The sequence below is a fragment of the Sphingobacterium sp. UBA6317 genome (assembly GCF_002440385.1).
Taxonomy (GTDB): Bacteria; Bacteroidota; Bacteroidia; order Sphingobacteriales; family Sphingobacteriaceae; genus Sphingobacterium; species Sphingobacterium multivorum.
This window is the reverse complement of sequence record NZ_DJTD01000041.1, coordinates 42,707-56,099: the sequence shown is the minus strand read 5'-3', so window position 1 is coordinate 56,099 and position 13,393 is coordinate 42,707. Positions and strand designations below refer to the sequence as shown.

Here is a 13,393-nt window from a genome sequence, read left to right as displayed (position 1 = left end):
AAAATAGCATAATGAAAAGTAGATTGAATAACATAGTGGCATTGTTGTTGGCTTTTGGAGTTGCTCAGCTCCACGCTCAGGAAGTTAAGCGGATTGATCATGGCTGGGATTTCTTAAAGAGCGATCTGGGTGGAATCTGGGAAGCTGTAAGGCCGGTGGGAGCCGGTAATCCCGAATCTGTTCCATTGTGGCAGCAGGTAGATCTACCGCATTGTTATAATGCGCTGGACGCTGTTGATCCAGCTATCAATTATTATCAGGGACCCAGTTGGTATAGAAAATCGCTGGAGATCGACAACCCCTATTTAAATGGTCACACCCTCCTTCATTTTGAAGGAGCCGGACAAAAGACAGCTGTTTATATCCATACCGTTAAAGTTGGGGAGCACGTTGGCGGATACGACGAATGGACTGTGGACATCACGGATGCGGTTGAAAAATTTAAAAAAACAGCTGCTTTTAAAAAACAGTTTAAGGGTAAAATACCGCTTTCAATTCGTGTGGATAATTCGCGTGATTTAGAAATGATTCCCTCCAATCTGTCTGATTTTAACGTCTATGGCGGTATTTACAGACATCTAAACCTGAAATATGTTCCGCAGACAGCCTTGGAACGTGTATTTGTTGAGGCGTCAGTAGGGGCTGATGGCAGGCAGGGGGTAGCCAACGTCCGTGGACGACTGATGCCATTTTCGGCTCAGACTGATTTTGAAGTCGAAATGCAGCTCTACGACCCCGCTGGAAAAATCGTGCAAACCCAGCAACCACAGGTTAATAAGGGCGCATTAAATCTTGAATTTGGACAATTCATGGTCAAGAAGCCACAGCTTTGGAGCCCTGATCAACCGGCTTTATATCGTTTAGTTACGACAATCAAAAGCAATGGACAAGTATTTAAGGAAGAGAGTGTCTTTGGCTTTAGACATGTAGCGTTTAAAGAAAAAGGTCCTTTTCTGCTGAACGGGAAAAGACTTTTGCTTCGCGGTACCCATCGTCATGAAGACCATGCCGGAGTTGCTGCAGCAATGACTGACGATCAGATCTTACAGGAGATGACCCTGATGAAAGAGATGGGTGTAAACTTTATACGCTTGGGACATTATCAGCAGAGTCGTAAAGTGCTTGAGGCCTGCGATAGTCTGGGTATTTTGGTTTGGGAAGAGATTCCATGGTGCAGAGGTGGATTGGGTGGTGAGGTCTATCAGCTTCAGGGAAAACGGATGTTAACCAATATGATTGAACAGCATTATAATCATCCGTCGGTCATTATTTGGGGCCTCGGCAACGAAAATGATTGGCCCGGTGATTTTACGGAGTTTGATCAGGCGAAGATAAGGGCTTATATGAGTGAACTGAATACCTTATCCCATCAATTGGATCCGAGCCGTAAAACAGCGATACGGCGCTGTGATTTCTGTAAAGATATTGTTGATGTTTATTCTCCGTCCATTTGGGCGGGTTGGTATAGAGGCGTTTATACCGACTATAAAGCAGCCTCCGAAGAAGAAATGAAAAAGGTAAAGCATTTCCTTCATGTGGAGTGGGGCGGGGATAGTCATGCAAGACGACATGCAGAGGACCCTGACCGTGCTCTAGCTAAAATCAAAGGTGATGGTACAACAGATGAACGGGCAGGCGATGCGTCGCTCATTGGTGGAGCAGCACGCGTTTCTAAAGATGGCGATTGGAGTGAAAGCTACATCTGTAATCTCATCGATTGGCACTTAAAGGAACAGGAAACCATGCCTTGGCTCACGGGAACAGCCTACTGGCCATTTAAAGATTTTTCAACTCCGGTCCGGCCAGACAATCCTGTGCCTTATGTCAATCAGAAGGGTGTTGTTGAACGGGATTTTACCAAAAAAGAATCGTACTACGTATTCCAGTCGTATTGGACCGAGAAGCCAATGTTGCATATTTATGGCCATAGCTGGCCGGTCCGTTGGGGTGAAAAAGACGAGTCGAAAATGATCAAGGTGTATTCCAATGCCAAGGAGGTTGAGCTTTTTGTCAATGGCAAAAGTCAAGGACTAAAGAAAAGAAATAGCCAAGATTTTCCAGCGGCAGGTTTGCGCTGGATGGTGAAACTGAACGAAGGAAGCAATCAGATTAAAGCTGTCGCGAAAAACGGCCGGGAAATTCTCGTGGATGAAATTGAACAGCAGTATCAGACAAAAAAGTGGGGTAAACCGGCAAAACTTCTTGTGGAAAAAATTGCCACGGAAGGCGATATGATCACTGTGCAAGCTCAAATTGTGGATAATACCAATACCCCCTGTCTCGATGCAAAGGATTGGATCTATTTTGGTTCGACCGGCGATGGTCAGTTGATCGTCGACCAAGGCACTTCTACGGGGTCGAAAAAAGTGCAGGCCTACAATGGTCGTGCATTGATTAAGCTTCGACTGCCTTCGGGAAGCGCTGTGGTATCAGGCCGGATGGAAGGATCAAAAAGTACCTTGTTAACGATAGAAAAATAACACAAGATGTTAAAAGCAACGAATCATTTGAACTTCTTTTTACTGCTCGGCCTTATGGGGTCGCTTGCGCCATGCCGTGCACAAGGCAATTCGCCGCAGCTCAAGCTTTGGTATGATCAACCGGCCGCGCTCTGGGAGGAGGCACTACCGCTAGGCAATGGCACTACAGGAGCGATGGTCTTTGGTGGGCTAAGTAAAGATAGGTTTCAAATTAATGATAATACCCTATGGTCGGGTGAACCCGATGCGGGCAATAATGCAAACGGCCCGCAGGTTTTACCCCAGGTGCGCCAAGCCATCTTTGCTGGAAAATATGAAGAGGCAGCAGTTCTTTGGAAGAAAATGCAAGGACCTTATTCTGCCCGGTATTTACCTATGGGCGATTTATGGTTGGATTTTCACCAGGACGAAAAAAAGATAAAAGATTACAAACGGGAGCTGGATCTGGAGCGAGCGATCAATCTGGTCAGTTATTCCTATCAAGGTGTTCAATACCTAAGAGAAAGTTTTGTCAGCTTTCCGGATAAAGCATTGGTTGTTCGACTGAAGGCCGACAAGAAAAAATCAATTACATTCGACCTTTCCTTAACCAGTAAGCTAAAATACAGTGTTTCAGCGCAAGGGAATAATCAGCTGACCTTGCAGGGTAAAGCACCAAGTTTTGTCGCCAATAGGGATTATGAACCCCAACAAGTCGTGTACGACAGTATTGGCGGAAAAGGGATGGCTTTTGCGATGCAGGTAAGCGTAAAGAATATCGGTGGTGTGGTAAAAAAAGAGGGGGATAAGCTTAAGATCATAGGCGCCGATGAGGTGATTTTATTTTTGACGGAAGCGACAAGCTTTAACGGTTTTGATAAGTCGCCGAGTCAGGAAGGTAAAGATGCCACGCTGCTCGCAAAAAACCGCATGCATACTGTCTCCAAAAAGAATTTTCAGACCATACTCTCCGATCATCAAAAAGATTATCAAGCACTATTCAATCGAGTAACCTTTGAGCTGGCTGGTACCTCTGCGCATGATAAATTGCCTACAGATCAACGTATCATACAGTTTTCCAAAGGACCGGCCGATTTGGGGCTGCTGACACTGTATTATCATTTTGGACGGTACTTGTTGATTGCCAGTTCCAGACAAGGAGGGAGACCAGCTAATTTACAGGGGATCTGGAATGATCATGTGCAGCCGCCCTGGGGAAGTAATTACACGACCAATATCAATACAGAAATGAATTATTGGCTCGCGGAAAATACCAATCTTGCAGAATGTCATCAACCCTTGTTTGATTTTATGGATGAGCTGGCTATCAATGGGGCCAAAACAGCATCGATAAATTACAATATCGATAAGGGCTGGGTTGTTCATCATAATTCCGATCTATGGGCCAAAACTTCCCCTCCGGGCGGATACGATTGGGATCCCAAAGGAATGCCGCGCTGGTCGGCATGGCCTATGGCAGGAGCCTGGTTGAGCACACATCTATGGGAACACTACCGTTTTACGGGTGACAAAACGTTCTTGAAGGAGAAGGCCTACCCCTTGATGAAAGGGGCAGCCCAATTTATGTTGCAATGGCTGATTGCGGATCTCGGAAATAAATATCTCGTCACCAATCCGTCCACTTCACCTGAAAATACAATTAAAATAGCAGGTAAGGAATATCAATTGACCATGGCCTCTACCATGGACATGGCGATCATTCGGGAGCTTTTCACAGCTGTTATTCACTCCTGTGCTATACTGAACGTTGATCCTGAATTTAAATCAGCACTAGAACAAGCGAAGGAAAAGCTTTATCCCTATCAGGTGGGGCAATATGGACAATTGCAGGAATGGTTTAAAGATTGGGATGATCCAAAGGACCAGCATCGGCATATTTCCCACCTATTTGGATTATACCCGGGCAATCAGATCAGCCTTGCAGAAAACAAGGCTTTGGCTGCGGCTTCCAAGCGTTCATTGCTTTTAAGGGGCGATGTGAGTACCGGCTGGTCGATGGCCTGGAAGACAAATTGGTGGGCGAGGCTTCAGGATGGAAATCATGCCTATAAAATCCTCAAGGATGCCTTAAATTTTATTGATCCCAAATTGGACCGTGCGCAGATGAGCGGTGGCGGAGCCTATCCGAATCTATTTGATGCACATCCACCTTTTCAAATAGATGGGAATTTTGGTGCTACGGCGGGAATGACTGAAATGTTGCTGCAGAGTCATGATGGAGCCGTCCACTTGTTACCGGCCCTACCTGATGAATGGTCTGCTGGGACGATAAAAGGAATTAAGGCCAGGGGAAACTTTACCGTAGATATTGCCTGGAAAAATAACGTATTGACCGAAGCAATGATCGTGTCCAATATTGGTGGTGTTTGTCGTTTGCGTACACCTTTACCCGTTAAAGTTGTCGGTGTCGAATCAAATCAGGCAGCTGTCACAGACAATGCGCTATTATATAAACCGGAACAACTTCCGTATACGGTAGCGGATTCTTCCAAACTGCCCCTTTTAGCTGGTCCAAAAACGTTTGAAGTTCAATTTGAGACCATAAAAGGTAAACGGTACCGTATTGTTCCAATGTAATTCAAAATCCAGGAAAAATGAAATTTACATCAATTGTTCGCGTCATGGGCTGTCTCCTTGGGATCGCAATTTTCCCTTTATTCTTGAGGGCAAAAATGAAGGAAGGTATTTTTGAGCAGGAGATCATCCAGACGCTGCGCCCTGTTATCCTAAAGCAGTCCAAGTGGGCGATGAAGCAGAAACCATTGACTGTGACAGCTTATAAGGCAGTTCGGAGTACCGGGGGTATTCATGATTTTTATTCTGAAGGCGATTATTGGTGGCCCGATCCCAAAGATCCCGCTGCGCCCTATATTCAACGGGATGGAATGACTAATCCAGCCAATTTCGTTGAACATCGTAAAGCGATGATCCGCTTCAGCCGAATCGTGGGGGCACTGGCCTCAGCCTATCGTTTGAATCCAGATAAAAAATACGTACAGCAGGCCCTTCGCCATTTAAAGGCTTGGTTCGTGGATGCAGAAACGATGATGAATCCGAATCTTCTTTATGCTCAGGCTATACAAGGGCGTTTTACAGGGCGAGGAATAGGCATTATTGATACCATTCATCTGATGGAAGTTGCACAGGGCGTAAAGATATTTGAAAACGACCCCAATTTTCCACAGGCTGCTAAGGATGCCATACATCGCTGGTTTGCAATCTATCTACGCTGGCTTACAACGCATCAATATGGAATCGATGAAATGAATGCTGCCAATAACCATGGTACCTGTTGGGTGATGCAGGTCGCTGCATTTTCGAGTTTGGTGCAAGACACGGTATTACTCAACAGATGTGCAGATCGCTATGCGCACGTGTTATTGCCGAATCAAATGGAGTCTAATGGCAGTTTTCCGAGAGAATTGCAGCGGACAAAACCTTATGGATACGCGTTGTTTAATCTGGATGCGATGACCATGATCTGCCAGATTTTGTCCAAGACCAACACCTCCCTTTGGCAGTATACATTGTCAGATGGGCGGACAATAAAAACGGGTGTTGATTTTATGGTCCCTTATATTGCAGATAAAGAAAAATGGCCGTATCCGAAAGATGTCATGTATTGGGATCAGTGGCCAATTGCGCATCCGGCACTCGTATTTTCGGCAGAAGCTTACCAGAATAAAGACTATCTGCAGCTTTGGAAAAAGCTTGATCATGCACCTGAACAAGAAGAGGTTGTTCGAAATTTACCCATTCGCAACCCGATTATATGGCTTTGATTTTCCTGGCTCTTTATAAAATAACTTAACCATTTCACCTTAAAAACCTACAGATAACATGAATGTTAATGCGACGTCTTTGCGAAGATATACCCTCTTTTTGCGCTTTCGAAATTTAAAAAGGCCATCTATTGCCAAAGCACTATTTTTGACGGGAATTCTGTGCGCTTTTCAACACGTTGAGGCACAGAGTACCAGGCAGCTGCAAAAAGCGTGGGGCCTTGCAGATCAACAAGCTCAACTACTTTATAAAGAATTGCAGCTCTTGAAAAAAAGGGATTCATCCTTGGTTTCGCCACGTACGCTTTCCACAGATAACGAACTGGTTGCTGTGAAAAGGGGGGACTGGACCAGTGGTTTTTTTCCTGGCGTCCTATGGTTTCTCTACGAAAAGTCGGGAAAACAACAATGGAAGGATCTCGCTTCAGAAACAACAAGGTCGATCGAGGCGGAGCAATTTAATGGTAAGACCCATGATATGGGCTTTAAGATCTATTGTAGCGTTGGAAATGGTTATCGCTTAACCGCAAATCCACAGTACCGGGAGGTGCTTGTACAGGCAGCCAAAACGCTGGCAACCCGTTTCAATCCAACAGTCGGCTGTATACGTTCGTGGGACCACAATAGCCACCGCTGGGACTTTCCGGTTATCATTGATAACATGCTCAATCTAGAATTGCTGTTTGAAGCAACCAAACTCACTGGAGACTCTACTTATTATCAGATCGCGGTGAGCCACGCCAACACAACGCTAAAAAATCATTTTAGACCGGATTACAGTACCTATCATGTGATAGACTACAACCCGAAAACAGGAGCAGTGCAGCATAAAAACACCCATCAGGGCTTAAGTGACGAATCGACCTGGTCGCGGGGTGAAGCCTGGGCATTGTATGGCTATACGATGTGTTACAGAGAAACCGGCGATCCGAAATATTTGCAGCAAGCCGAAAAAGTTGCACATTGGCTGTTTACACATCCTAATATGCCGAAAGACTTGATCCCTTATTGGGATTTCGATGCACCTCATATACCAAATGAACCACGGGATGTGTCGGCAGCGACAGTCATCGCATCGGGGCTGTTGGAATTAAGCACGTATAGCAACCAAGGAAAAGATTATCGTGCAAAAGCACAGACCATATTGGCTAACCTGATAGACCATTACATGTCGCCACCAAATAAAAATCGCGGTTTTATATTATTACACAGTACGGGATCGAAACCTTCCAATACCGAAGTGGATAAACCTTTGAGTTATGCCGATTATTATTTCTTGGAAGCACTGCATCGACAAGAAGAGCTGCAGTCCGGAAAAGTGCAATCGGATCTGGTCCGGAAAAATCCAGCGGGACAATTGATCTATTTTCCGGATGCACAGGGAAACGTCATCCCCGACTTTAGCCATGTGGGCTATCATCAAGGTGATCAAAAGCTGCCCAATGTTCCTGTCGTGGTTACGGTAAAACCCAGCATAAATGGCGATGATCAGCAAATTATACAGCAGGCTATCGATGCCGTAGCAGCAAAACCACCTGATAAAAACGGTTATAGAGGTGCTGTTTTGTTAAAAAAAGGCCTGTACACTATACCTGGGAGTTTGGAAATTCATGCCAGCGGTGTGGTGTTGAGAGGTGAGGGGGATGCCGAAGGACAAACCCTGCTTAAAGCAGCAGGCCAGCACCAACGGAGCTTATTGAAAGTTTCCGGTACGGGTAATTATACAGTGGATCAGGCTAGACAACAGTTTGTTAAGCCTGGCTATGGACCTGTAGGGGCTAACTATGTTCTGGTCGATCGTCCGAAGGAATGGAGAGTGGGCGAGCAGGTCCTCCTCTCGTATGAAATGAACGATGCCTGGATTGAAGCGCTTCGAATGAACCAGATTGAAAAAAGAGAAGGGACGAAACAGTGGACAGCGCGGGAATACAAGCTAAATTTTGAACGTACTATTTTAGCCATTCGAGGTGACTCTGTATTTTTTGATAATCCCCTGGTGATGGCGATTGATCCGAGGTACGCAAAAGTGGCCGTCATTCCCTACACCTTCGACGGGCGTATAAGTGAAGTTGGGATCGAAAATATACGGTTCGAGTCTGATTTTGTAAGTGATACGGACGAAAATCACGGCTGGATTGCAATTGATATGGATAAAATAACGAATGGTTGGGTGCGCAATATCACCGCGCGTTATTTTGGCTATGCGGCGGTGAGTCTTGGTGCTTTTGCCAAACAGATTACAGTAATGAAGTCGCGGTGTCTGGATGGAAAATCTCAAATTACAGGCGGGCGGAGGTATTCGTTCAATAATGACGGTCAGCTTAATTTATTTAAAGAACTTTATACGACGGAAGGTCGTCATGATTACGTAACAGGGGCCAGGACCCTCGGTCCGAACGTTTTTAGCCTTTCTAGCGCGGAACGAACACATGCGGATATTGGTCCACATCATCGATGGGCTGTTGGAACCTTATACGATCAAATCGTAACGGATGGTGAAATTAATGTGCAGGATCGGGGTAATTGGGGGAGTGGACACGGTTGGGCTGGGGTGACACAAGTCTTATGGAATTGTACGGTCAAAAGTGCTGCAGTACAACAGCCCTGGACTTCTGCGCAAAATTTTGCCATAGGCGTAAAGGGAGAGAAAGTAGCTGGAAGATTGAAAAATAGAAACGCTGGTTATTGGGAAAATCAAAACCGGATAATATCGATCGGCTCGCTTTATGAGCAACAATTAAAAGATCGATTAAAGTGATTCTTGTTCGTGTTTATTCAATGGAATGATTATTTTTATCATCCATTTCAATTATATACCTTATGATGCCACTACGTGTTTTTGTGCGCTGTTTTTGCTGTGCTTTAGCGTTAATTTCTGTTTTGCATGCGCAGGAAAAAAACTATCGTTTTTTACACTTGGATGTCAATGAAGGTTTGTCTCAGGGCAGCGTTTTCGCTATTGCTCAAGATTATTTGGGTTTTATGTGGATCGGTACCCGTGATGGCTTAAATAAGTACGACGCCAGAAAGTTTACGATTTACCGCAGCAATCCACAAGATAGCCTTTCCTTAGAGCACAACTTTATTCAAGCGATTACGGAAGATAACAAAAGGCGGCTTTGGATAGGGACAATGACAGGACTGAATTTATACAATCGTGCGTCAGACAATTTCATCCGTATACCCTTACCTACTGTGGAGAGTAGCAGTGGAAAAATGGATGTCAACGTTCATCAGATTTTTCAGGATTCCAAGGGCAAGATTTGGATTGCGACAAATATAGGCTTGTATAAGATTAAAGAGGGCCGGCATCTCGAAGCGGAATTGGTCTTCAATGAGATTACCGTTGAAAGAAGCCAGGGAAAAGAATACTATCGTAATTTTCGAACCGTGTATGAGGATCGCAGAAAGCGATTGTGGTTTTGTACTGATGATGCCATTGTACTCATGCAGGCCGCATCGAAAGATGGAAATAGTTTAAAGGTTCTACGGACTTACTTCAAAGAGAAATCAGTAGATAATAAAGTTAATCAACGGTTTCAGGCCGTATTGGAGGTTAGTCCAGGTATATTCTGGGTAGGCACGAAATATAATGGGATTCGGATTATCAATGAGCATACAGGCGAAATATCCTCGTTAACTGAAGCGGGCAATCATACAGGTTTGGCCAGTCAAGATGTACGGTCCTTAAAAAAAACAGTTGATGGAAAGATTTGGATCGGAACATTCAATGGCCTATATGTTTATCAAAATGGAAAACTGCTTTTTATTCAGGCAGACGATGGAAATCCCAATAGCTTAAGCAATAATTCCATTCGTCCTATATTTCAGGATAAGAGGGGATCTATTTGGATCGGAACCTATTTTGGAGGGGTCAATATCTATGACAAGGATATTCCCAATTTTCAGAATTTTACCCATCAAGCTAAACGCAATAGCTTAAGTTACAATGTGGTGAGCGCTTTTGTTGAAAATGGAATGGGAGAACTTGTAATCGGAACTGAGGGTGGAGGATTGAATTATTTTAATCGGCGTACGAATTCGTTTTTTAGTGAACGTCACGATAAAAATAACCTGAATGGCCTAAGTCATAACAATGTGAAGTCCATCTGTCTAGATAAGGGTGGGAACTTATGGGTAGGTACCTATGACGGTGGATTGAATTTAAGACGAAAGGGGCAACAAGGCTATGAACATTTTCGTTTCGATCCCAATGTAAGTAATGGCCTGGCAAACAATAATGTCTATGCAATCTTAGAGGATCGCAATGGCGATATTTGGATTGGCACGTTCGGTGGCGGACTACAGGTGCTTCGTAAAAACCAGAAAGTGGGATCTTTCCAGACATTTGATGTTGCAGGAAAGCAATTGAGCTCCAATATGGTGCGCGCTTTGCTAGAGGATTCAAAAGGTAATCTATGGATCGGTACTTCCAATGGGTTAAATCTAAAACTAGCCGGTACCAATAAATTTGTTTCCTTTCTAAATGACAAGAAAGATTCTCTTTCAATTAGCGGAAATGATATTGTGAGTATCCATGAAGATCGAAAAGGACAGATTTGGATCGGTACCTATATGGGCGGGCTCAATCGCTATCTTCCGGAGAAGAAAGCGTTCAAAAGGTTCAATGAACGAAATGGATTGCCGATCAACAATGTTTTTGCGATCTTGAGCGATCTGAAAAACAAATTGTGGTTGAGTACAAATACAGGGATTTCTTGTTTCGACCCCCTATCGGGTCATGTACGCACCTATACGAAGACCGATGGTCTTCCTGGCAACGAATATATTCAAAATGCAGCAGCAATGTTGCGGGACGGAAAACTTGCCTTTGGAAGTTTCTCCGGCTTCACCCTATTTAATCCGGATAGTTTAAGTGTCAATAATTATATTCCCCCCATTCAGTTTACAGAGCTGAAATTATTCAATAAAACAGTTCTCCCAGGTATTGATGCTGTTATTCCCAAAGATATATCCATGATGGATGAATTGATACTTGATCACAATCAAAATGTTTTTAGTCTCGAATTCAGTGTGTTGAATTATGTCCATCCGGAGAAAAATCAATACGCGTATTATCTGAAAGGTTTTGATCAAGACTGGAATTATGTGAGCAATCCCGTGGCTACGTATACCAATTTAGACCCTGGTACCTACGAGCTTTGGGTAAAGGGGGCTAACAACGATGGGGTATGGAACGAAAAGGCAACGGTTTTGAAGATTAAAGTGCTGCCAGCACCCTGGAAGACATGGTGGGCCTATAGCGGCTATTTTCTTCTTTTTGCTGCGGCCGGTTTTTTGATTATCCGATTTTTCCACGGCCGGAATAAATTGAAACAGGACCTTTTGATTCGGCAAATAGATTCGGAAAAACAGGAGGAGCTGCATGAAGCAAAACTGAATTTCTTTACCAATATCTCCCATGAATTCCGTACGCCATTGTCATTAATTATCGGGCCGTTAAATCAATTAAAAGGCGACCGATCGCTTTCAGCGTATGCACAGGAGCACCTTGGTTATGCGACGAGAAATGCCGATCGGTTGATGAATCTGGTCAATCAGCTGCTTGATTTCAGAAAACATGAAGGCGGAAAGATGAAATTGTTTTGCCAAAAGGTTCATCTTGCTACGTATTTGGAAAACATTCGCCAGAATTTTCACTTTATTGCCGAAAAAAATAATATTCAGTTTTTTCTGGATAATAAGGTAAGTCCTAATTACGTTGCAGGTTTCGATCCGGAACAATTTGAAAAAGTCCTTGTCAATTTGATTTATAATGCGTTTAAATTTACGGATAAGGGGGGTAAAATAAAGATACAGGTTGAGCTAGAAGTGGAAGGTGAGTTGGAGAAATTGCTTGTTTCCGTTTGGGATTCCGGGCGTGGAATCCCACCCAAAGATATTCCTTTTGTATTTGAACAATTTTATCAGGCCAATACAAAAGGCTTGTCGGCTACCAACGGTGGAATAGGTTTGGCACTTTGCCGTTCCATTGTCCAGTTGCACGGCGGGAAACTCACTGTTGAAAGCAATATGGCACAGGAAACGACAGACTACAATACGGTATTTCGGATCAGCCTGCCCCAGAGCGCTGTCGTCATCGAAGAGCTACCGGTCTTAACGGATACTCCAGGGATGATATGCGCTGACCCAGCAGATGCCGGTATGCCCTATGTGGATACTACAAAAACAGCAATTGAGCGTCCTGCGGCGGAGGAAGATAAACCCATCATACTTGTTGCCGAGGACAATGTGGAGCTACGTTGTTTTCTATGTGAAAATTTACGAAAAAAATATATTGTTTTGGAAGCCAACGATGGTATTGAGGCCTTGGAATTGGTGCAAACAAAACAGCCCGATATTATCATTTCGGATGTAACGATGCCCAACTGTGACGGAATCACACTTTTGCAGCAGATTAAAAATGATAGCAGTTCAAATCATATTCCGGTGATTCTTTTGACAGCCCGCACAGCTGATCCTTATATCACAGAGGCATTTGAAATCGGTACAGATGATTACATTACCAAGCCCTTCAGTATGCCGCACCTCATTCAGAAAATTTCTAACATCTTACAGACGCGGAAAAGGTTGGAGGAAAAATTTGTACAGCATTATCTTCTTGGAGCGCAGGGAACAGATCTGCCCGAAAGAACTCGTTTCTTGGATCAGGTGTTGAAGATTGTTGAAGAAAATCTGGGCTGCGAAGATTTTGGCGTGCTTGATCTTACAAAAGCCATCGGTGTGAGCCGCTCTGTTTTGTACCGCAAGATTAAGCAGCAAACGGGACTGAATCTGGTTGAATTTATTAATATGGTCCGTCTCAAGAAAGCAGCCTATATTTTGGTGAACGATACAGGTTTGAGTATCAGCGAGGTGGCTTATCAGGTCGGGTTCAATGATCCAAAGTATTTTAGCAAATCATTTAAGAAATTCTATAAGGAGAGTCCACGTATCTATGTTGAAAAATTCGGTGTAAAGGAAAGTAGCAATTTAGAAAAATAAGCAAGGGTTTTCGTGATTTGGTCAGCAGCAGCGAGGACAGCAGACTGAATTTTTTTTCGGTCAAAAAAAAAGGTTTTCAAACGGGGAGAATGAAAACCTTAAATAACCAATTATAAACCTAAATTA

General features: G+C 43.9%; 5 protein-coding genes. All 5 read left to right on the top strand.

What is annotated here, in order from left to right; all coding sequences use genetic code 11:
• Window positions 1–11 precede the first annotated feature (11 nt).
• Complete coding sequence (locus tag B3E92_RS13060) at window positions 12–2,480, top strand: glycoside hydrolase family 2 TIM barrel-domain containing protein (RefSeq protein ID WP_286897154.1); 2,469 nt, start codon at window positions 12–14, stop codon at window positions 2,478–2,480.
• A gap of 6 nt (window positions 2,481–2,486) precedes the next feature.
• A complete protein-coding gene (locus B3E92_RS13055) occupies window positions 2,487–5,057 on the top strand; it encodes a glycoside hydrolase family 95 protein (protein ID WP_286897152.1) in 2,571 nt (856 codons plus the stop codon).
• A gap of 17 nt (window positions 5,058–5,074) precedes the next feature.
• Window positions 5,075–6,262 (top strand): alginate lyase family protein, encoded by a 1,188-nt coding sequence (locus B3E92_RS13050; protein ID WP_286754367.1) that lies wholly within the window; start codon window positions 5,075–5,077, stop codon window positions 6,260–6,262.
• Window positions 6,263–6,320: 58 nt separating this feature from the next.
• Window positions 6,321–9,020 carry a glycoside hydrolase family 88 protein gene (locus tag B3E92_RS24270; protein WP_313372304.1) on the top strand — a complete coding sequence of 900 codons (2,700 nt, stop codon included), beginning with the start codon at window positions 6,321–6,323 and terminating at the stop codon, window positions 9,018–9,020.
• Window positions 9,021–9,082: 62 nt separating this feature from the next.
• Window positions 9,083–13,267, top strand: coding sequence for a hybrid sensor histidine kinase/response regulator transcription factor (locus B3E92_RS13040; protein ID WP_286897150.1), 4,185 nt, complete (start codon window positions 9,083–9,085; stop codon window positions 13,265–13,267).
• Window positions 13,268–13,393 lie beyond the last annotated feature (126 nt).

Coding starts and splice junctions, on each gene's coding strand:
- B3E92_RS13040 (WP_286897150.1), top strand. CDS start 9,083: ATGATGCCACTACGTGTTTTTGTGCGCTGTTTTTGCTGTGCTTTAGCG.
- B3E92_RS13050 (WP_286754367.1), top strand. CDS start 5,075: ATGAAATTTACATCAATTGTTCGCGTCATGGGCTGTCTCCTTGGGATC.
- B3E92_RS24270 (WP_313372304.1), top strand. CDS start 6,321: ATGAATGTTAATGCGACGTCTTTGCGAAGATATACCCTCTTTTTGCGC.
- B3E92_RS13055 (WP_286897152.1), top strand. CDS start 2,487: ATGTTAAAAGCAACGAATCATTTGAACTTCTTTTTACTGCTCGGCCTT.
- B3E92_RS13060 (WP_286897154.1), top strand. CDS start 12: ATGAAAAGTAGATTGAATAACATAGTGGCATTGTTGTTGGCTTTTGGA.